Consider the following 20,318-nt stretch of genomic DNA (forward strand, 5'->3'; position numbering starts at 1 on the left):
TCCTGCAGTAAACGGCTGTTCGCCGTCTGTATCCGACCGGCTACTTTCGGCTATCGACCCGTCCGGTGTGGTCTCGGGGCACCGGGCCGTCTACCAGATCCTCACCTCGGGAAAATCTCCCGACGGCCTGTCCAGCAAGGGCCGGCGCCTGCCCTTGAGGTGCAGGTCAAGGAAGGCGGTGACGTACCTCCGGGTGATCGTGACGGCGCGTTCGCCGTCGAGGGCGGCCCCGGGCAGCCCGAGCTGCGGCTGGAGCACCGCGTAGTCGACGAAGCTCATGTGCTCGGCGCCGGTCACGGTCAGCCAGCGCCTCCAGCCGCCGGTCACGTGCGGCCAGAACTCCTCCCATGAGGAGTCCCGGCCGCCCGCTCGCGGCTGGTGCCTCGGGTTGCCGACCATCATGAAGGGCTTGTCCAGCGGCCGGGCCGGCGTCCTGGGGTTGTAGGTGCCGTCGAGGTTGACCGCGGCCTTGATCCGCCTGGAGACGGCAAGCAGGTGGGCGGCGCTCTGGCCGCCGGCCGAGTGCCCCACCATCGCGATGTTCCGCTCGTCGATCAGCCGGTTCCAGCGTTTGCTCCTGCTCAGCCGATCCAGGACGAACTCGGTGTCGGCGGCCCTGACCCGGGCCACCTTGGCGCCGGTCTCGGCGGTCTGCCCGGCCTTGCCGGCCTCGAAGGTGACGGTCCGCCCGTCGGGGAACGTGGTGGCCACCGACTCGTAGGTGTGCTCGATCCCGGCCACCAGGTAGCCACGGCTGGCGAACTCCTCTGCCAGCGACGTCATCGTCGCGCGGGGCAGCGACATGCCGGGCGACAGGACCACCAGAGGCCATCCGCCCTTGCGTCTCAGCGCCGGGGCGTCGGCGCGGGCGTGTGTGGTGGTCCTGGCGAGGGTGTCGGCCGGTACGCCGTCGAGCTGCGGCACCGCCCTGATGATCAGTTCCGATTCCCGCGGCGTGACGTAGGGGGCGAGCCTGCCGCCGCCCCTGCGCGCCGGGTACCAGACGGAGACCATCAGTTCGCGTACGTCCCGGCCGGCGACCCAGGGGTCGGGGCGGCTGGAGTCGATCAGGTGCAGGTTCGTCTCGCCCACCGGATAGGCGCCGGTCGGCGCCGGGAGAGCGGTCACCGGGGAGGCGGGCACCGGGGAGGCGGCCGAGGGCGGGGCCGTCACGGGCGTGGGAGCCCCGGCCGGGGGCGCGCTCAGGGGCGCCGGTGAAACGGAGAACGCGAGCACGCTCGCGGCCAGCATCTTCTTCATGCGGTCAACCGTGCCGCGCGGCCCCGCCGTACGGTCCCCGGCGAACGTCACACGGCGTCTGCGACTTTCGTAGGGGGTGTCCCGTCCGGGCGGGCTTGTAGCCTCTCACCATGATTGACCGGGCATCGAGGATCGTCGACCGGGCCGCGCCCTGGGCGCTCGGCGTGGCGGTGTTCCTGCTGTCCATGGCGGCGACGGCCGGTTCGGTGGGGGTGCGCTCGGCGCTTCCCGTGCCGGTGCTCACGGCCGTGGCGGCGTGCTGCGGTGTGGCCGCGGCCTTCGCCAGGCGGCGGCTGTGGCCGCTGGCCGCGGCGGGCGCGCTGTCCTACGCGTGGCTGGTGATGTGGCCCGCCGCCGTCGCCGCCTCGTACTACGCGGGCACGCGGCTCGGCCGCCGCGGCCTGTGGCTCTACGCCGGTGGCGCGGTCGCGCTGCAGGCGCTGGGCGGGTTCGTGTCGTACCGGAGCGAGGGGTATCGGGCGCTGGTCGCGGGCACGGTCGTCAACGTGCTGATCCTGGGCGGCGCCATGGTGGGGCTGCCGCTGTTCGCCGGGCTGTGGGTGCGCGCCAGGCGGCAGGTGTTCGACGCGATGCGCGAGCAGTCCGAGCAACTGCTGCGCGAGCAGGTGCTCCGCGCCGGCCAGGCACGCGACCAGGAGCGGGCCCGCATCGCGCGGGAGATGCACGACGTGGTCGCCCACCGGGTCTCCCTGATGGTCCTGCACGCGGGCGCGCTGGAGGTCAACGCCCCGGACGCCCGTACGGCGGAGGCCGCCGCGCTGATCGGCGGAGTGGGCAGGCAGGCGCTGACGAACCTGCGGGAGGTGCTCGGCGTGCTGCGCTCATCCGATCCGGTACGCGGCCCGCAGCCCACGCTGGCCGACCTGGACCGGCTGCTCGACCAGTCGCGGGCCCTGGGCATCGTGGTCAGCCGCCACGACGAGGGCGAGGCGCGCCCGCTTGCGCCGACCGCCGAGCGCACCGCCTACCGGGTGGTCCAGGAGGCGCTGACCAACGTGCACAAGCACGCGGGCGGCGCCGAGACCGAGGTTCGCCTCCGCTACCGGGCCACCGAGCTGGAGGTCCTCGTCCGCAACCGGCCCTCCACGGCGGACGGCGGCCTGCCCGGCTCCGGATGGGGCCTGGTCGGGCTGCGTGAACGCGTCGAACTGGTCGGCGGCAGGCTGGAGGCGGGGCCGCGGGCGCAGGGCGGCTTCCAGGTACTGGCCGGGATCCCCACGGCATGATCCGCGTGCTGATCGCCGACGACGAGGCACTGGTCAGGGCCGGGCTGCGGATGATACTTGAGGCGGCGGGCGACATGGCGGTCGTCGGTGAGGCCTGTGACGGTGACGAGGCCGTGGGCGCCGCGGCCCGGCTCAGGCCGCACGTCGTCCTGATGGACGTGCGCATGCCGGGCACCGACGGGCTGAGCGCCGCCGCCCGTGTGCTCGCCGCCCCCGAGGCGCCCAAGGTGATCATGCTCACCACGTTCGACCTGGACGACCACGTCCACGAGGCGCTTCGGCTGGGCGCCGTCGGCTTCCTGCTCAAGGACACCCCGCCGCGTGATCTGGCGGCCGCCGTCCGCACGGTCGCGGAGGGGCAGGCCATGCTGTCCCCCACGGTCATCAAGCGGCTGATCGGCTCGTTCGTCGACAGGGCTCCCTCGCGGGCCGAGTCCGCGCGCGGGCGGCTCGCGGCGCTGACCGCCAGGGAGGAGGACGTGGTCAGGGCGGTGGCGCGCGGCCTGTCGAACGCCGAGATCGGGCGGGAGCTAGGGCTGACGGAGGCGACGGTGAAGGCGCACGTCAGCCGGGTGCTGGCCAAGCTGGGCCTGGCCAACCGGGTGCAGGCGGCCATCCTCGTCCACGACGCCGGCCTCGGCTGACCGGCGCGGCACCCGAAGACGAACCCCCGGTCGCCGGCTCCGCGAGACGACCCTCGGCACCGTCCTTCCCCGTCCTGACGCGGCGTTCACCCGACGACGACGGCGGCGGGGTCGTGGCCGTGGAGCCAGGCGGTGCTCCTGTCGTAGAACAGCGGCAGGAACAGGCGCATCGCGGCGGCCTGCGCCCGGCGGGCCACGGGGCCGGCCTTCTTGGCCTCGCGGTTGTCCTTGGCGGCGCCCAGGAGCCTGGTGACGCGGGGCCTGCGGGCGGCGTCGTAGCGGGCCAGGGCCCCGGGAACGTCCGACGGGGCCCGGCCGCGCAGCGCGGCGGCCAGGACCAGGGCGTCCTCGACGGCCATGGAGGCCCCCTGGCCCGCGCCCACCGGGTGGGCGGCGTCGCCGATGAGGACGCTGCGGCCGCCGTGCCAGGTGGGGACCGGGCCGAGGGCGTGCATGAGCACGGTGGGGTGGGTGCCGACGGCGGCGGCCAGGACCGCCGAGGGGACCGGCTCGCGCCGGTACAGCGCGGCGGTCTCACGTAGCCATCCGGCTCCGGCGGCGTCGTCGAGGCGGGGCTGTCGCGGGTCGGCGATCTGGGCCGACCACCACACCGTGCCGTCGCCCGCGGCCAGGTGGATGAAGGCCCCGTTGCGGGCGAAGGTCATGTTGAAGACGCCGGGCTCGACACCCAGGCCCCGCGCGTCGGCGGAGACACCGGACACGCAGTACAGGCCGGCGTAGCGCGGGCGCGGCGCGGCCGGGTCCAGGACGCCGCGCACGAGCGACCAGATGCCGTCGGCGGCCACGAGCAGGTCGGCGCTGTCGCGGCGGCCGTCGAGGAAACCGGCGGTGACGGCCCCGGGGGCCTCGGTGACGCCGGTCAGGCGCTCCCCGGTGACGATCTCCGCGCCCGCCTCGGCGGCCGCGGCGCGCAGGGCCTCCACCAGGGCGCCGCGCATCAGGGTGACGCTGTGCAGCGGGTCGTCGCCGCGACGGCCCCGGGGGACGTCGCCGAGGAGCCTGCCCGAGGCCGACCACATGCGCTGGCGGGGCAGGGCGACACCCAGGCGCTGGACCCGGGGCAGGCAGCCGAGGGCCTCCAGGCCGCGCAGCCCGTTGGCGGCCAGGCTGATGAAGGAGCCGACGTCGCCCGCGGGGTCGGCGTAGGCCTCGTACACGGTCACCTCGGCGCCGATGTGACGCAGGGCCAGGGCGGCGGCGGAGCCCGCGACGCCCGCTCCGATCACTATGACACGCATCGTCAACCTCCGAATGCTCATTCACTGAAGTTTGATTCACTGAACCTGAATTTGGTGAAAGTGTGTTCGGTAGGATGACCGCTGTCAACCCCGCCCGGAGGGGGCGGGCGGGAAGACGGCGGAGCGTGACGGTGGCGGGTGTGCGCAAGGCGAAGGCGGCCGAGACGAGGGCGGCGCTGCTTGAGGCCGCCAGGAGACTGTTCGCCGAGCGCGGCTTCCTCAACACCAAGATCACCGACATCGCGGCGGCGGCGGGACGCTCGGCCGGCTCCTTCTACGAGCACTTCGCCGACCGGGAGGAGTTGCTCGGGGCACTGCTGGCCGAGATGGAGGACAGCGCCGACCGGGAGGTGGCGCGCGCCGGCCATCCGCGCGAGCACGACCTGACCGACCGCGACCAGCTGCGCGAGCACCTGCGGATCGCCTGGAGCGTCTTCCGCGAGCATCGGGCCGTCATGGTGGCCCTGTTCCAGTCCCGCGTCGGCGCGGGTCCCGGCGACGGCCGGGCATGGGACGACCTGACCTCCGAGACGGCTGTCTTCCGCCACCACCTGGAGTATCTGCGCGAACGCGGCCACCGGCTGCCCGGCGACCCCGAGCTGGTCGCGGCGGCGATGGGCGCCATGCTCGGCATGCTCGGATACTCGATGCTCACCCGCGCCGAGCCCGTCGGCGACGACACGGTCGTCGACACCCTCACCGACCTGCTGCTGTACGGACTGGCCGGCCCCGCCGGGACACCCTGAGGCCGTACCCCGGGAAAAGCGGTCGCGCCGCGGCGCCCCGATCCGTTAGACAGGTCCGGTGTCCGACACCTACCCGATCCGTCCCGTCACCGGCGAGGAGTTCGAGACCTGGGCCCGGGTCGTCTCCGACACCTACGGTGAGGACCGGACCGAGGAGGACCTCGCCGTCGAACGGTCCGCGACCGAGCTGGAACGCACCCTCGCCGCCTTCGACGAGGGCCGGATCATCGGCGGCACCGCGGCCTGCACCCGTGTGCTGACCGTTCCCGGAGCCGTGCTGCCGACGGCCGGGATCACCTGGGTCGGCGTGACCCCCACCCACCGCAGGCGCGGCGTCCTGACCTGCCTGATGCGCAGGCAGCTCACCGACCTGTACGAGGGCGGCGGCGAGCCGATCGCCGCGCTGCGCCCCTCGGAGGCCCCGATCTACGGCCGGTACGGCTACGGCCCGGCCTCACGCGGAGCCCTGCTGCGCTGCGAGAAACGCTCCATGGCCTTCCTGCCGGGCACCGACTTCGGGGACGGGCGGATCCGGCTGCTGGAACGGGACGAGGCGCGGCCCCTGGTCGAGGAGGTCTACGAGCGCGTCCGCCCCGGCGCCGTCGGCTGGCCCGACCGCCCCGGCAACTGCTGGGACATACGGCTGGCGGACGGCCCGCAGGACCGGCAGGGCGCCACCGCCCTGCGTCACGCCGTGCATCGCGAAAGCGGCGGCCGGGCCGACGGATACGCCCTCTACCGGATCAAGGACGGGCACGGCGACGGCGGGCGCGCCGTACAGGTCGTGGAACTCGTCGCGGTCACCCGCCGGGCCTACGCCGCGCTGTGGCGTTTCCTGGCCGGGATCGACCTGGTGCCGTGGATCGAGTACGAGGGGGCGGCCGACGAGGCCCTGCCGTACCTGCTGGCCGACCCCCGCGCCGTGCGCGCGCACGAGGTGGACCGGCTCTGGGTGCGGCTCGTCGACGTCGCCCGGGCGCTGGCCGGACGGCGTTACGCCCTGCCGCTTGAGGTGGTGCTGGACGTGCGCGACGACTTCTGCCCGTGGAACACCGGCCGTCTGCGGCTGTGGGCCGAGACCGGGACGGCGGGCTGCGAGCGTACGGCCGCCGCCCCCGACCTGCGCCTCACTCCCGCCGAGCTGGGCGCGGCCTTCCTCGGCGGGACGACCCTGGAGACACTGGCCCGCGCCGGGCGCGTCGAAGAGCTGCGGCCCGGCGCGCTGGCCCGCGCGTCGGCGGCCTTCCGGGGCGCCGGGGAGCCGTTCTGTCCCGGGGGCCCGGCCTTTCCCGCTTTCTGAGCACCACCGTCGCGACGGCCGCGCCGCGCCGCCGTGACGTGGGTGCGGGCTGTCATGGCGGCGCGGTCGATAGCTTTGCGTCACCGAACGGACGCACAGAGTGTCGGCGAGGATCGCGGCACGGGCGTCCGGACGGCCCACCGCAGGCGACCAGAAAGCGACACCCATGAACAAGCCGACCCCCTTGGGCGGCACCGCCGTCCACGAGCCGGTCCCGCTGGGCCACGACCGCCACTGCGCCGAGATCGTCGCGCAGACCGACCAGCTCAGGGCGGTCGTGGCGGGGGCGGACCTGGCGGCCGCCGTGCCCTCCTGTCCCGACTGGAACCTCGCCCAGCTGCTGCGGCACGTCGGGTACGGTCACCGCTGGGCCGAGACGATCGTGCGCACCAGGGCCACCACGCCACCTCCGGACACGGAGCTGCGTGACCTGCCCGCCGACACCGGACAGGACCCCGCGGAGATCGACGCCTGGCTCGCCGAGGGCGCGCGGCTGCTGGCCGACACCCTGCGCGAGGCCGGGCCCGACGCGCGGACATGGGTGCCCGTCGAGATGGAGACCTCGGGATTCTGGGCCCGCCGCTTCGCTCACGAGACCCTCGTGCACCGGGCCGACGCCGCCCTGGCCGCCGGGCGGGACTTCACCGCCGGGCGGGAGGTCGTCGTCGACGCCCTCGACGAGTGGATGGAACTGGCGTCCCTGCCGCAGATGCTCGACGTCAACCCCAGGCAGCGCGAACTGCTCGGCCCCGGCCGCACCATCGGCCTGCACGCCACCGACACCGGGCCGTCGGCCGGGACGGAGTGGCTGGTCGACCTCACCGGCGACACCGTCACCTGCCGCAGGGGGCGCGGGGCGGCGGCCGTCACCCTGCACGGCCCGCTGACCGCCCTGCTGCTGGTCGTCTACCGCCGCCGCCCCGCCCGAGGCGGCGGCGTCGAGATCCTCGGCGACGAACGGCTGCTCGACTTCTGGCTGGACCGCGTCGGCTTCGGGTGAGCCGCGGGGCCCTGCGGCGCCGGCGGGCCGGAAGTCCCTCACGGTCGGGTCTTTCGGCCGCTGCGCCCACCGGGGCCGAAGCGGTCGGATGGAGGAGGGAACCGAGGAGGAGACATGACAGCACATGTAGTGGTGGGCGTGGACGGCTCGCCCGCCTCACAGGCCGCGGTCGAGTGGGCCGCCGACGACGCCGTGCGCCGCGGACGCCCGCTGCGGATCGTTCACGTGTGCGCGCCCTGGATCTACGACATCCCGCTGCAGACCCCGCCCGGATTCCGCGACTCGATGACCGAGTACTGCCAGGAGATCCTCGACACGGCGCTCGCCCAGGCCCGTTCACACGCCCCCGGCCTGCAGATCGAGACCGTGCGCGAGCGGGGCAAGGCCGGCGAGGTCCTGCGGCGCGAGGCCGAGGACGCCGAGGAGGTCGTGGTGGGCAGCCGGGGACTCGGCGGGTTCACCGGGCTGCTGCTCGGGTCGGTCTCGCTCGCCCTGGCCGGTCACGTCGCCGCCCCGGTCGTCGTGGTCAGGAAACCCCGCAGGCACGTTCACGACGAGATCGTCGTCGGCCTCGACGGCCCTCCGGCGCCGGAGGCGGTCTTCCGGTACGCCTTCGAGGAGGCCGCGATGCGCAAGGCCGTCCTGCACGTCGTCCACACGGTCCAGACTCCCGTCCTGGGGCCGTACGCCGAGGCCTACACCTCGCTGATCGACGACGCCTTCGTCACCGAGAAACGCGTGGCCGCCGAGACGCTGGAACCGTGGCGGGAACGCTACCCGCAGGTCGAGGTCAGGCGGACGGTGGTCATCGGGCACCCGGTCGCCGTCCTGTGCGAGGCGTCGCAGACGGCCGACCTGCTCGTCGTCGGCTCACGCGGGCTGGGCAGGGTCGGCGCGGCCGTGCTGGGCTCGGTCAGCCACGGCGTGCTGCACCACGCCCGCTGCCCCGTCGCCGTCGTACGTCCCAGGGGTGAGGCATGAACGACATCACCGTCCTGACCGTCGCGCAGATCATGAGCCGCACGCTCGTCGCCGTCCCGCCGGACGAGTCGCCCCTGCTGGCCTGGGAGATCATGCGCCGCGCCGACGTCCACCACCTGCCGGTCGTCGACGACACCGGCCGCCTGTACGGCGTGCTGACCCGCGAGGACCTGGCCGCCCACTGGTCCGGTGGCCCGATGGAGCAGTCACACGTCCACGTCCGCGCCCTGGTGGCCGGGCGCCGCTGCCCGCGCACCACACTCGGCGCGAGCCTGGCCGACGCCGCCGCGGCCATGGTCGGCGCCGGGGTGAACGCGATCCCGGTCCTGAACGACTCGGCCAGGCTCGCGGGGATGGTGACCGTCACCGACGTGCTGCGGGCCGTGGCGGGACTCCTCCCCGAGCACCAGGAGCCACCGGAGCTCATGACGGGCATGTTCCGCCTGGTACCGGTGCTTCCCCGGGTCCCGGCCCGCTGACGTCTACCCGCCGGGGGTCACGGTCGCTCCGGGCAGTGACTCCTTCCTGACCTCCGGCGGGCCGACGACGGCGTTGAGGCCGCCGCCGTAGATCTGCGCGGACGCGTTGCCCTCGACGGAGGGTTTCGACGTCTGCCCCTTGACGGTGATCAGCATCCTGGTGGGGGTGCAGACCAGGATGAAGGTGCTCTCGGTGGAGACGGTCGTCGCAGGTTCAAGCGGCCCGGAGAATCCCTCCTCCCGCATCAGATCCCTGGAGGACCTGGTCATGTCGCTGCTCATGCTCCAGTCGGCTTCCATGTCCTTGCTGGAGCCGGCCAGCCCGCACTGGCCTGAGGGATGGATCCACGCGGTCAGCTTGTGGGAGCCGACCTTGATCCGCGCCAGTACCCGGTCCGCCCCCTCGGGCAGTTCCCCGTCGTCGGGCAGGCGCTTCAGCTTGGCCAGCGGCCACTGGGCCGGGTCCTTCAGCACCGGGTCCGCAACCGGTGCCGAGCACGCCCCGAGGGCCGATAACACCAAAAACCCTGCTAAAGCACGCGAAAGACGATCGATCACTGCGATTCCCCGTTCGTAATGACTCAGTCGATTTTGAGTCTAGGGATCTCGCCTGACACGCGAGCGTCACGCGCCCCGTGAGAGGTCTCCGGCGGTCACCGTGGCAATCGGATCAGCCCAGCGGGGCCGGGGCGGGGCCTCCCCGGTGGCCACCCGCGTGTCCGCTGGAGGAGCATGGTCAACGCGGGGCCGGCAGGGGAGCCCGGCGGGCGTGGATGGCCTGCGGGACGGCCAGGCAGGTTCCGGTGAGCGCGAGGGCCGCGGCCGTACGGCGCAACGGGGCCAACGGGGTCATGGAGGACAAGACAAGAGAGGCACGATTCTTCCTCGTCGTAACGGTACGGAGGTGGCCTGGCGGCCACGGTCAGAACCGTACGAGCGCACCGGCCGCCGGGACGACGACGCGGACCCCCCAACCGTTGGCAGGGTCCGCGCCACCGCCGGCGGTCGCGTTCGGGGAGCGGCAGGGAATTCGAAAAGCGGCAATGTGTTCTGCGCTTTTCCTGGAAGCGCAAAAACCGTAAGCGGCGTTAATTGCGTGGTATAATGTTAACCGGCCTTTCCTGGGTGGCTTTGAATTGCGTTTTCCCTGCTTTTGGCGCGGGAGGCGGAACACTCCGCCACGGACGTCGCCGCCCAGGCCACAGCCGCCTCCCTCCCAGGGCGATCGACGGGGTTCCCCGCGGCTCGCATTTATGGCTGAAGCGTGCGAACCTGTGGGGCGCACCCCGAGGATTCCCCGGTGCCGAACCCCGTCCCCTGGCCTTGGAGCAGTCTTGTCCTCTTCCGTGCCGGTGCAGTCAGAGCAGTCAGAGATCGAACGCGAGCAGGCCTACCTGGCCATGCTGCACTCCCAGGTCGACATCCACCGTGAGAAACTCGCGCGGGAACTGGCCGAGGTGCTGCGCGAACCGGCGGAGACGGCCCAGGCCCAGGCCGAACGCGGCGCGGCGGTCGGCCGTCTGAACCGGAGGCTGGCCGCCTTCGACGCGGCCGAGCACGGACTGTGCTTCGGCAGGCTCGACTCGGTCGACGGCGGCCGCCGCTACCTGGGCCGCATCGGGGTGCGCGGCGCCGAGGAAGACGAGGAGCCTCTCCTGATCGACTGGCGGGCTCCCGCCGCGCGCGCCTTCTACACCGCGACCGCCGCCGCCCCCCAGGGTGTACGGCTGCGCCGCCACCTGCACACCCGGGAGCGCAGGGTGGTCCGGGTCGACGACGAGCTGCTGGACGGCACCGCCCCCGCCCCGGCGGACATGGAGCTGTGCGGGGAGGCCGCGCTGCTGGCGGCGCTGCGGGCCGAGCGGACCGGCCGCATGCGCGACGTCGTGGCCACCCTCCAGACCGAGCAGGACCGGATCATCCGCTCCCCGCACGCCGGGGTGATGGTCGTGCAGGGAGGCCCCGGCACCGGCAAGACCGTCGTCGCCCTGCACCGCGCCGCCTACCTGCTCTACAGCCACCCCCGGCTGGACGAGCGCGGAGTGCTGGTGGTCGGCCCGAACCCGGTGTTCCTCAGCTACATCAGCCAGGTCCTGCCCGGCCTGGGGGAGACCAGTGTGCTGCTGTCCACGGTGGGGGAGCTGTTCCCCGGCGTCACGGCCCTCGAACGGGAGGACGCCGCGGTCGCCGAGGTCAAGGGACGGCTGGTGATGGCCGAGGTGCTGGCCGCCGCCGTACGGGCACGCCAGGCGGAGGTGGGCGGGCCCGTCGAGGTGATCGTCGAGGGCGAGCCGCTGAGCCTGGAGCCGGAGCTGCTGATCGACGCGGCCGAACGGGCCCGTGCCGACGGGCTGCCGCACAACCTCGCCAGGCCCGTCTTCTGCCGGATCGTCATCGAGGAGCTGGCCCGCCGCATGGCGGGCGTGGTCGCCGGGATGGAGGAGCAGATCGAGGCCGACCTGGCGGGCCGGATCGACTCCGCCGCGCTGGAACAGGCCGTGGCCAAGGACCTGGCCGGGCTCTTCGGGCAGGACGCGCCGCCGGTCGACCGGCACGAGCGGGAGCACGCCGAGTTCGAGGAGGCGGAACGGGCCTGGCTGAAGGCGCTGCCGTACGATCCGCAGGTGCGCGCGCTGCTGGAGTGGCTGTGGCCCGCGCTGACCCCGCAGCGGCTGCTTGAGGAACTGTTCGCCGATCCCAGGGGGCTGGCCGAGGCCGCGCCGCAGCTGACGCCCGCCGAACGGGAACTGCTGCTGCGCGAACCCGGCGGCGGCTGGACCCCGGCCGACGTGCCGCTGCTCGACGAGGCGGCCGAACTGCTCGGTGAGGACCGCCGCGCCGAACGGGCCAGGCAGGCCAGGGAGCGCGCCAGGCAGATCGAGTACGCCCAGGGCGTCCTGGACATCGCGCGCGGCTCGCGCTCCGGCGAGGACGAGAACGACGACGAGGCCGAACTCCTCAGTGCCGCCGACCTGCTGGACGCCGAGTTGTTCGCCGGCCGCCATGAAGGACAGGATCTGCGCACGGTCGCCGAACGGGCCGCCGCCGACCGGACGTGGGCCTTCGGCCACGTGATCGTCGACGAGGCCCAGGAGGTCCCGCCCATGGCCTGGCGCCTGCTGGTACGGCGCTGCCCGACCCGTTCGTTCACGGTGGTCGGCGACATGGCCCAGAGCGGTCAGACGGCGGGCGCGCGCTCCTGGACGCAGGCGCTGGAGCCGTTCTTCGGGACGCGCTGGCGGCTTGAGCGGCTCACCGTCAACTACCGGACCTCGGCCGAGGTCATGTCCGCCTCGGACCGGGTGCTCACGGCGATCCATCCCGATCTCGAACCGGCGCGCGCCGTACGCGCGGGCGGCGTCCGGCCGTGGCGCGCCCGGGCCGAGGCGGCCGACCTGCCCGCCAGGCTGGCCGGCCTGGCGGCGCGGGAGGCGGCGGGGACGGGGAGCGTCGCGGTGATCACGCCACGCGAGGACCTGGCACGGCTGGCCGAGGCCGTCCGCGCCGCCGTCCCCGACGCCTCCTGGGGGCGTGAGCCCGACCTGGAACGACGCGTCGTGGTGCTGACGGCCCGCCAGTCCAAGGGGCTTGAGTTCGACTCGGTGGTGCTGGCCGACCCGCAGGCCGTGCTCGACGGCTCCTCGCACGGTCTCAACGACCTGTACGTGGCGCTGACCCGCGCCACCGAACGCCTGGCCGTGCTGCACCCCGGGCCGGTTCCCCCGGTGCTTGAGCACCTGGAGGAACGCGAGCCCTGACCGGTGTTCACACCGCCGGTGGGGCCGTCTCGGTCAGCCGCCCCTCGGACAGGCGCAGCCAGCGGCCGACCCCGACCTCGGCCAGGAACCGTTCGTCGTGGCTGACCACCACGAACGCCCCCCGGTAGGCGTTGAGCGCCGCCTCAAGCTGACCGACGCTGACCAGGTCGAGGTTGTTGGTCGGCTCGTCAAGCAGCAGCAACTGGGGGGCCGGTTCGGCGTACAGGACGCAGGCCAGGGTGGCGCGCAGCAGCTCACCGCCGGACAGCACCCCGGCGGGCAGGTGGGCGCGGGCGCCGCGGAACAGGAAGCGGGCCAGCAGGTTCATCCGCTCGGCCTGCGGCATGCCGGGCGCGGAGGCGGCCAGGTTCTCGGCCACGGTCAGGTCCGGGTCCAGCAGGTCGAGCCGCTGGGACAGGTAGGCGATGCGGCCCTCGGCCCGCCTGACCGTGCCGCCCTCCGGCTCCAGGTCGCCGTTGAGCACACGTAGCAGGGTGGACTTTCCGGTGCCGTTGGGGCCGGTCAGGGCGATCCGCTCCGGGCCGCGGACGGTCAGGTCCAGGCCGTGGCCGGCGAACACGGGGCGCTCGCCGTAACGGACCTGCATCCGCTCGCCGAGGAAGACGGTGCGGCCCGCCGGGACGTCGGTCCCGGGCAGCTCCAGTGTGATCCTCTGCTCGTCGCGCAGGGCACGGCCCGCCTCGTCCAGGCGGGCCTTGGCGTCGCCGACCCGCGCGGCGTGCGTCTCCTGGGAGCGTGCCGCCGACTCCTGGGCGTTACGCTTCATCGTCCCGGCGAAGATCTTCGGCAGCCCGGCGCTCTTGAGGTTGCGGGCGGCGTTGCCCGCCCGGCGTTCGGCCCGCTCCCTGGCCTGCTGCATCTCCCGCTTCTCCCGCTTGACCTCCTGCTCGGCGGTGCGGATGTTCTTCTCCGCGACCTGCTGGGCGGCCCGTACGGCCTCCTCGTAGGCGGTGAAGTCGCCGCCGTAGAAGCGGATCTCGCCCCGGTCGAGTTCGGCGATGCGGTCCATGCGGTCCAGCAGCGCCCGGTCGTGGCTGACCAGCAGCAGGCAGCCGTTCCAGTTCTCGATCACGCCGTAGAGCCGGTGGCGTGTGTCGAGGTCGAGGTTGTTGGTCGGCTCGTCCAGCAGCAGGACGTCCGGCTGCCTGAGCAGCTGCGCCGCCAGGCCCAGGGAGACGATCTGGCCACCGCTGAGGGTGCCCAGGCGCCGGGTGAAGGGGATGTCGCCGAGACCGAGCCGGTCGAGCTGGGCGCGGGTGCGTTCCTCGATGTCCCAGTCGTTGCCGACGGTGGTGAAGTGCTCCTCGCTCGTGTCGCCGGACTCGATGGCGTCCAGCGCCCTGATCACCGGGGCGATGCCCAGGACCTCGGCCACGGTAAGGCCGCCGGTCAGGGGCAGGTTCTGCGGGAGGTAGCCGAGCACGCCCTCGACGGACACGCTGCCGCGGGCCGGCCGGTGCTCACCCGCGACGAGCTTGAGCAGCGTGCTCTTGCCCGCGCCGTTGGGCGCGACGAGTCCCGTACGGCCGCCGCCCACGGTGAAGGACAGGTCCTCGAAGAGCGGGGTGTCGTCGGGCCAGGAGAAGGAGACGTTGGAAAAGACGATGAACGACGCGTCGGACATGACGAAGACCTCAGATGTGCGCAGGGCGTGCCGTGCCGCCCTGTGGCGGGAGAAAAGGGGAACGAAGGAAACGACGGCACGACCACGGCGGCGCATCAAGCGCTCCTGCTCGCGGCCTGCCATCCCGGGTATCACCCGGAGATGTCGTCGTCCCCTGCCATGTCCACTCTTTCGGTCTTTGTCGCGGAATTCGCGAAACCTCGCGTCCGGCCATGGTAGCCGGGCTTCCCCGGGGACGCGAACGGTTAACGCGTCCCCGGGCGTACGGGAGGCGCCTCAGCGGTGTGGATGCCCGGCGTCGTCTCCCGGGCCGTGCGCCAGGTCACGCGCCGGGCTGTGCGGCAGGCCGGACTCCTCGGCGGGCTCCGGCCGTACCCGCGCGAGGGCCCGGCCGGCCAGTTCGGCCAGATGGCCGACCCGGTAGTACAGCCGGGGCGGGACGTACGGGAGCAGCGCGGACTGCCGCTGGCACAGCAGCGTGAACGCCTGCTCCGGGGGCAGGCCGATGTAGCGCGGCAGGTTCTCGTACCACCGGGCGCTGCGGCGGGCCGTGCGCTGGGCGGGGAGGATCACGGCCTTGCGCTCACGTTCGTAGCGGACCAGGGCGGGCTGCAGCGGCAACCCGCTGTGCAACGCCCTGACCAGGAAGGCGGCGTCCCCCAGCGCCAGGGCGGTGCCCGCGCCGATGGAGTAGTGCGTGGTGTGCGCGGCGTCCCCGACCAGGACGAGGTTGCCGCGCTGCCACCTCCTGTTGGTCAGGGTGCGGAAGTTCAGCCAGTGCGCGGTGCCGCCTGGCTGGGAGCGGCCGACCAGCGGGTGCCCGTCCAGGGTGTCGGCGAACAGCTTCTCCAGTACGGCGAGGCTGTCGGCCTCGTTCGTCTGGTCGAGGCCGAGCCCCCGCCAGGTCTCGGGGGAGCACTCCACGACGCAGGTGCTGTGGCCGCGGTCGAACCGGTAGCCGTAACACCAGATCCAGCCGTGCGCGGTCTCCACGAAGGCGAAGACGAAGGTCTCGAAGACCTTGGTCGTGCCGAGCCACATGTAGACGTTGCGTCCCGTCTCGACCTTGGTGCCGAAGTGGTCGGCGTGGCGTTCACGCATCACGCTGTTGACGCCGTCGCCCGCCACGACCAGGTCGGCGCCGGCGACCTCCTCCTCGGCGGCGATCTCCCGTTCGAACTCGACGTGGACGCCGAGGGAGCAGGCGCGTTCGGTGAGGATGTCGAGCATCCGCTGCCTGCCGATGCCGTAGCCGTTGGTCCCGGGCTGCGACGCCACCGTCGTGTGGCCGTCGAAGTACGCGACCTCGGTGTCCCAGCGGACGGAGTTCTCGCCGATGACGCGCGCCGACTCGGGGTCCACGTTGTGCAGGTCGCCGAAGAGCTCGTCCAGGTAGGTCACGCCCCAGCCGTGCGTCGAACCGGCGGGGTTGCGCTCGTAGATGGTGATGTCGTGAGACGGGTCAACCAGCTTCATCAGAATCGAGAAGTACAGGCTGGCGGGTCCACCGCCGACGCAGGCGACCTTCACATGGACTCCCGTTGCACCGCAAGGTAATCAGATCGTGACAGAGAGTAACATGTGCGGTGTGTGGGGCGGCCATCCCATCCGGCCGAGTCCCGGTCATGAGATGGCCAATTATCGGGAAGATCCCAAACCGGTCATGCCGGCGGCGCCGTACCAGGCGGCCGGTGGCCTGGCGGACGGGGGACGACGGCCACGGGCCCGCGGGCGTGGCCGAGCAGGGAGTGGACGGTCGAGCCGAGGAGCGCGGCCCGCCCCGGGGCACCCACGACGACCAGCTCCGCGGTGGCCGAGGCCTCGGCGAGCACTCCGGCCGGGTGCCCGTGCACCACCTGTTCGACGAGGGGGACGTCGGGGAACCTCTCCCGCCAGCCCGCCAGCGACTCGGCCAGCAGCCGTTCCTCCTCGCGGCCGACGCCCTCGACGTCGTAGACCAGCGGCTGCATGTCACCGGGGAACGCGGCCACCGGGTGGGTCCAGGCGTGTACGGCCCGCAGCGGCAGGCGGCGCAGCAGCGCCTCCTCGAAGGCGAAGCGCAGGATGTGCTCCTGCCCGGGTTCCCCGGTCGCGCCGACGACGACCTCCCCGCCGCCCTCCTCGCGCGGGCGCACGACCACCAGCGGGCAGGGGCAGCGGACGGCGAGGTCACGGCTGACCGAGCCGAGCAGCAGCCCGGTGAACCCGCCGCGTCCCCGGCCGCCGACCACGACGAGCTGCGCGGTCCCGGCGGCGGCGGCGATCGCCTCCGCGGCGGCGCCGTCGAGGACCTCGGTGGTGATCTCGGTGGAGGGGGCCTCGGCGCGCGCCCGTTCGACGGCCCGGGCGAGCAGTTCACGGCAGGCGGCCTGCGACGCGGGCCCCCAGTGCGCGGGCTGCGGGACGAGCGGGACGTCGTAGGCCCAGCGCAGGGTGACGTGCACCAGGCGCAACGGCGCCCGCCGCAACGCGGCCGCCGTGGCCGCCCAGGCCGTCGCGTCGAGAGAGGCCTCGGAACCGTCGACGCCGGCGACGACGGGCTCTGTCATGGTCATTACCTTGCTCCGTCCGTGCCACGCTCGCGTGTTCCCCTTCCTAGATGCTCCCCGGTCCTCCGACCTGCGGGGTAGGGGCGAACGTCCCACGGGAACCGGCGGCGGGGGCCGGGAGCCGGGCAAGCAGGCGGAAGGTCCCGGCGGGGTGGGACTTTCCGCCCTGCCGCTTCCCACGGTCCTGCGCCGACCATGAAGAGGGAGGTGACCACGATGGCCGGAGACCACGATGTCGTCGTCGGCACCGGCCTCTCCGGGACGGACGGGGCGCTCCCGCGGCACGGCGCCGAGCCCTGTCGCGGTCGTCCCGGCCCTGGTGAGGCCGGGGAGGCCGGGGAAGGAACACACGTGCCCGGCCGTTCCCTGGGTACGGGGGAGCATGGCAGGAAGGGGAGACAGGTCATGACGGTGCGGGTGATGGACGTCATGGGGCTGGTGGCCATCGCGGTCCGCCCCGAGGCGACGTTCGCCGAGCTGGTCGCGACGATGCGCCGCTTCAAGGTGGGGGCCGTCGCGGTGATCGACGCCGAGGGGCGCCCCGTCGGGGTGGTGTCCGAGGCCGATCTGCTGCTGAAGGAGATCGCCGCCCAGAGCGGGCCGCCGAGCGGGGAGGACGTTCGCGAGAAGCCGGGCAGGACCGCAGCGGAGCTCATGAGCAGGCCCGCGCTGACCGTCACCCGCCAGACCCCGGTGCGGGAGGCGGCCCGGCTGATGCACGCCAACCGGATCAAGCAGCTGCCGGTGGTCGACGCCGCCAGCGGGAAGATCGCCGGGACCGTGCACCAGGCCGACCTGCTGAAGGTCTTCATCAGGCCCGCCGCCGACATCCTGACGGAGATGGCCGACGCCGTCGCCGATCTGGGGCTGAACACGGGCGGCCTGACGATCACGATCGAGGGGTCCGTGATCCGCGTCGAGGGACGTGTGGCCAGACGCTCGCAGATCGCCGCGCTCGTGGAGGCGGGCCGCAGGATCGAGGGGGTCGTCGACGTCGAGGCCGACATCGCCTACGACCGCGACGACGTGCTGAGCGCCTCCTCGGCCCGCCTCTGAGCGGCACCCGGGGCGGACCGGCCCGCACGAAGGGGGAAGAGCATGCCCGAACCCACCGCACCCGTCGTCGTCGCGACCGACGGCTCACCGTCGGCCACGGCCGCCGTGCGATGGGCCGCCGCCGACGCGGCCCGCAGGGCGCTGCCCGTGCTGATCGTGCACGTCGTCGAACGCTGGCCGTACGGGATCTCGGCGTTTCCCCCGCAGGGGTGGCAGGACGCGATGGCCGAGGCCGGTGACCGGGTGCTCACCGAGGCGGCGCAGGCCGCGACGGAACGCACGCCGGGCATCGACGTGACCACCGAGCTGGCCGGGGGAACGCCCGCCGACGTCCTGCGTGAGCGGGCCGCCACCGCGACCGAGCTCGTCATCGGCGGCCGGGGGACGGGCGGTTTCGCCGGCGCGCTGCTCGGTTCGACGGTCCTGCGGCTGGCCGGGCACGTCAGGGGCGCCGTCGTGGTCGTCAGGGCCGGGCAGGACGGCCCCGGCGAGGAGGTCGTCGTCGGCGTCGACGGCTCAACCGACGGCGCGGCGGCCCTCGGCTTCGCCTTCGAGCAGGCCCGGCTGCGCGGCGCCGTCCTGCGGGCGCTGTGCGCCTGGCACGTGCCGCTGCGCACCGTCATGCCGGACAGCGCCCACGACGTCACCGGGATCCAGCGGGAACAGCAGCGGGTGGTCTCGGAACGGCTGGCCCCGTGGCGGGAGATGTATCCCGGGATCGAGGTCGTCGAGGAGGTGACTCACGGCCATCCGGTCTCGGCCCTGACGGACGTCTCCGGCCGGGCGGCCCTGCTGGTCGTCGGCTCCCGGGGGCTGGGCGCGGTCGGCTCGGTTGTGCTGGGGTCCGTCAGTCGGGACGTGCTCCAGCACGCCCGCTGCCCGGTCGCCGTGGTCCGCCCCTGAGGCCGTCGCCTCCCCACGTGCCCACCCGCCGAAGGCCCGGCCGGGTCCAAAGTCCCGGGACGGACGGGTCCGCCGCCTCTGGGGGGTCCCGTTCCCCCGGCAGAGACTTGACCTGAGGCAGGAATCCGCACGCCCATGAGGAGGACGAGATGACAGACTTCCCGGCCAGGGGTACCCGTGACGTCGTCGTCGCGGCCGACGGCTCGGCGGGGGCGAAGGACGCGGTCGCATGGGCCGCCGACGACGCCTTCCGCAGGCACGTGCCGCTGCGGATCGTGCACGTCGTGGAACGCGGCCCCTATGACATCCCCCGTTTCTCCACCCTCGAATGGCCGGGACCCCTGGTCCTGAGCGGCAGGAAGATCCTGGAGGAGGCAGAACGGGAGGCGCGCGAACGCCAGCCGTCGGTGGAGGTGGGCACCGAGCTGATCGAGGGTGACCTCGTCCGGTCCCTGACGGAACAGGCCGCGGGCGCGGTGGAGATCGTACTCGGCAGCAGGGGGCTCGGCGGTTTCACCGGGGCACTGCTCGGTTCGGTGAGCACCCGGGTGGCCGTGCACGCCCACGGCCCGGTGGTCGTCGTCCACCCCGGCGGTGGGGCGCGCCGCGAGGTCGTCGTCGGCGTCGACGACGATCCGCACTGCGAGCCCGCGCTGGCCTTCGCCTTCGAGCAGGCCGCGCTGCGCGGCGGCCCGCTGCGCGCCGTACACGCCTGGCAGCTTCCGGTGCACGCCTTCGCGCCGGAGATCGTCTACGACATGGACGAGATCCGCCGCGCGCAGTTCCGGGTCGTCAAGGACCGGGTCGGCGCCTGGCAGGAGAAGTTCCCCGAGGTGACCGTGCTGGAGGACGTCCAGAGCGCCCACCCCGTCGACGCCCTCGTCGACGCCTCGGCCACGGCGGACCTGGTCGTGGTCGGCTCGCACGGCAGGAGGGCCGTCGCCGCCGCGCTGCTGGGATCGGTCAGCAGGGGAGTGCTGCACCACGCGCGCTGCCCGGTCGCGGTCGTCCGTTCCTGAACCCCGAAGACCCATCCGCACGTGTGAGGAGAGACCATTGATCCTGGTGGGAGTCGACGGGTCACGATCCGCGCTCGAAGCCGTGAGCTGGGCCGTACGGGAGGCCGGGCTGCGCCGTACCGGCCTGCGGGTCGTGCACGTCATGCCCTCCTGGCCCCTGGAGGCGGGTGAGGGCACCCCGCACGCCGAGGTCGGCCGGTGGATGCGCGAGGGCGCCGAGTCCACGCTGGAAGACGCGCTCGGCCGGATCCGCGAGGCGGGCGGCGACGTGGAGGTGACGTCGGAGCTGCTGCCCGGTGGCGACCCCAGACGGGCCCTGATCGAGGCGGCGGCGGACGCCGGGCTGCTGGTCGTCGGCAGCCACGGGCTCGGCGGATTCGAGGGCATGCTGCTGGGCTCGGTCGCGCTGGGGGTCGCCGGGCACGCGCCCTGCCCCGTGGCCGTCGTACGGCGTGCGCCCGTCCAGCCGCGC

At 73.3% G+C, this 20,318-nt stretch carries 18 protein-coding genes; 12 read left to right on the plus strand and 6 right to left on the minus strand.

Going from position 1 to position 20,318, the window contains the following annotated elements:
• Positions 1 to 90: 90 nt before the first annotated feature.
• Positions 91 to 1,260, minus strand: a complete 1,170-nt coding sequence (locus ACFOYY_RS39555) for an alpha/beta hydrolase family protein (protein ID WP_386196435.1) — start codon at positions 1,258 to 1,260, stop codon at positions 91 to 93.
• Between the two features lie 110 nt (positions 1,261 to 1,370).
• Here ACFOYY_RS39555 and ACFOYY_RS39560 point away from each other — a divergent pair, with 110 nt between their 5' ends.
• Together ACFOYY_RS39560 and ACFOYY_RS39565 are read left to right on the plus strand one after the other, a co-directional pair.
• On the plus strand, positions 1,371 to 2,507 hold the full coding sequence (locus ACFOYY_RS39560; protein WP_386196437.1) for a sensor histidine kinase: 1,137 nt from the start codon (positions 1,371 to 1,373) through the stop codon (positions 2,505 to 2,507).
• Positions 2,504 to 3,151: a response regulator gene (locus ACFOYY_RS39565; RefSeq protein ID WP_386196439.1), complete on the plus strand. Its 648-nt coding sequence runs from the start codon at positions 2,504 to 2,506 to the stop codon at positions 3,149 to 3,151. Before ACFOYY_RS39560 ends, ACFOYY_RS39565 begins: the two co-directional genes overlap by 4 nt.
• An 86-nt stretch (positions 3,152 to 3,237) precedes the next feature.
• Here the strand turns inward: ACFOYY_RS39565 and ACFOYY_RS39570 are convergent, their stop codons facing one another.
• Entirely contained in the window at positions 3,238 to 4,410 is a 1,173-nt protein-coding gene (locus ACFOYY_RS39570; protein WP_362778920.1) for an FAD-dependent oxidoreductase, read from the minus strand.
• 140 nt (positions 4,411 to 4,550) lie between these two features.
• On the opposite strand from ACFOYY_RS39570, the gene ACFOYY_RS39575 reads away from it, so the two are divergent.
• The 5 genes from ACFOYY_RS39575 to ACFOYY_RS39595 all read left to right on the plus strand — a co-directional run bounded on the left by ACFOYY_RS39575 (position 4,551) and on the right by ACFOYY_RS39595 (position 8,916).
• A complete protein-coding gene (locus tag ACFOYY_RS39575) occupies positions 4,551 to 5,156 on the plus strand; it encodes a TetR/AcrR family transcriptional regulator (RefSeq protein WP_386196441.1) in 606 nt (201 codons plus the stop codon).
• Positions 5,157 to 5,214: 58 nt separating this feature from the next.
• Positions 5,215 to 6,456 carry a GNAT family N-acetyltransferase gene (locus ACFOYY_RS39580; RefSeq protein ID WP_352013392.1) on the plus strand — a complete coding sequence of 414 codons (1,242 nt, stop codon included), beginning with the start codon at positions 5,215 to 5,217 and terminating at the stop codon, positions 6,454 to 6,456.
• A gap of 166 nt (positions 6,457 to 6,622) precedes the next feature.
• Positions 6,623 to 7,456, plus strand: a complete 834-nt coding sequence (locus tag ACFOYY_RS39585; protein ID WP_362911937.1) for a maleylpyruvate isomerase family mycothiol-dependent enzyme — start codon at positions 6,623 to 6,625, stop codon at positions 7,454 to 7,456.
• A gap of 114 nt (positions 7,457 to 7,570) precedes the next feature.
• Positions 7,571 to 8,437, plus strand: a complete 867-nt coding sequence (locus ACFOYY_RS39590) for a universal stress protein (protein ID WP_386196443.1) — start codon at positions 7,571 to 7,573, stop codon at positions 8,435 to 8,437.
• A complete protein-coding gene (locus tag ACFOYY_RS39595; protein ID WP_352013395.1) occupies positions 8,434 to 8,916 on the plus strand; it encodes a CBS domain-containing protein in 483 nt (160 codons plus the stop codon). The genes ACFOYY_RS39590 and ACFOYY_RS39595 overlap by 4 nt, the downstream gene beginning before the upstream one ends.
• A 3-nt stretch (positions 8,917 to 8,919) precedes the next feature.
• On the opposite strand, the gene ACFOYY_RS39600 is transcribed toward ACFOYY_RS39595, so the two are convergent.
• On the minus strand, positions 8,920 to 9,435 hold the full coding sequence (locus tag ACFOYY_RS39600) for a hypothetical protein (protein WP_352013396.1): 516 nt from the start codon (positions 9,433 to 9,435) through the stop codon (positions 8,920 to 8,922).
• A gap of 827 nt (positions 9,436 to 10,262) precedes the next feature.
• Between ACFOYY_RS39600 and ACFOYY_RS39605 the strand changes: the two genes are divergently transcribed.
• Positions 10,263 to 12,674 carry a HelD family protein gene (locus ACFOYY_RS39605; protein ID WP_386196445.1) on the plus strand — a complete coding sequence of 804 codons (2,412 nt, stop codon included), beginning with the start codon at positions 10,263 to 10,265 and terminating at the stop codon, positions 12,672 to 12,674.
• Positions 12,675 to 12,681: 7 nt separating this feature from the next.
• On the opposite strand, the gene ACFOYY_RS39610 is transcribed toward ACFOYY_RS39605, so the two are convergent.
• From ACFOYY_RS39610 to ACFOYY_RS39620, 3 genes are all read right to left on the minus strand, one after another.
• A complete protein-coding gene (locus ACFOYY_RS39610) occupies positions 12,682 to 14,319 on the minus strand; it encodes an ABC-F family ATP-binding cassette domain-containing protein (protein ID WP_352013398.1) in 1,638 nt (545 codons plus the stop codon).
• 276 nt (positions 14,320 to 14,595) lie between these two features.
• A complete protein-coding gene (locus tag ACFOYY_RS39615; protein WP_352013399.1) occupies positions 14,596 to 15,849 on the minus strand; it encodes an FAD-dependent monooxygenase in 1,254 nt (417 codons plus the stop codon).
• Between the two features lie 131 nt (positions 15,850 to 15,980).
• Positions 15,981 to 16,868, minus strand: coding sequence for a universal stress protein (locus tag ACFOYY_RS39620; protein ID WP_386196448.1), 888 nt, complete (start codon positions 16,866 to 16,868; stop codon positions 15,981 to 15,983).
• A 405-nt stretch (positions 16,869 to 17,273) separates the two neighbouring features.
• Between ACFOYY_RS39620 and ACFOYY_RS39625 the strand changes: the two genes are divergently transcribed.
• From ACFOYY_RS39625 to ACFOYY_RS39640, 4 genes are all read left to right on the plus strand, one after another.
• Positions 17,274 to 17,924: a CBS domain-containing protein gene (locus tag ACFOYY_RS39625; RefSeq protein ID WP_386196450.1), complete on the plus strand. Its 651-nt coding sequence runs from the start codon at positions 17,274 to 17,276 to the stop codon at positions 17,922 to 17,924.
• Between the two features lie 42 nt (positions 17,925 to 17,966).
• Positions 17,967 to 18,827: a universal stress protein gene (locus tag ACFOYY_RS39630; protein WP_352013402.1), complete on the plus strand. Its 861-nt coding sequence runs from the start codon at positions 17,967 to 17,969 to the stop codon at positions 18,825 to 18,827.
• Positions 18,828 to 18,976: 149 nt separating this feature from the next.
• A complete protein-coding gene (locus ACFOYY_RS39635; protein WP_352013403.1) occupies positions 18,977 to 19,846 on the plus strand; it encodes a universal stress protein in 870 nt (289 codons plus the stop codon).
• Between the two features lie 46 nt (positions 19,847 to 19,892).
• On the plus strand, positions 19,893 to 20,318 hold a 426-nt coding region (locus ACFOYY_RS39640), incomplete at its 3' end, for a universal stress protein (protein WP_386196541.1).

Source organism: Streptosporangium jomthongense, from assembly GCF_042650425.1.
Taxonomy (GTDB): Bacteria; Actinomycetota; Actinomycetes; order Streptosporangiales; family Streptosporangiaceae; genus Streptosporangium.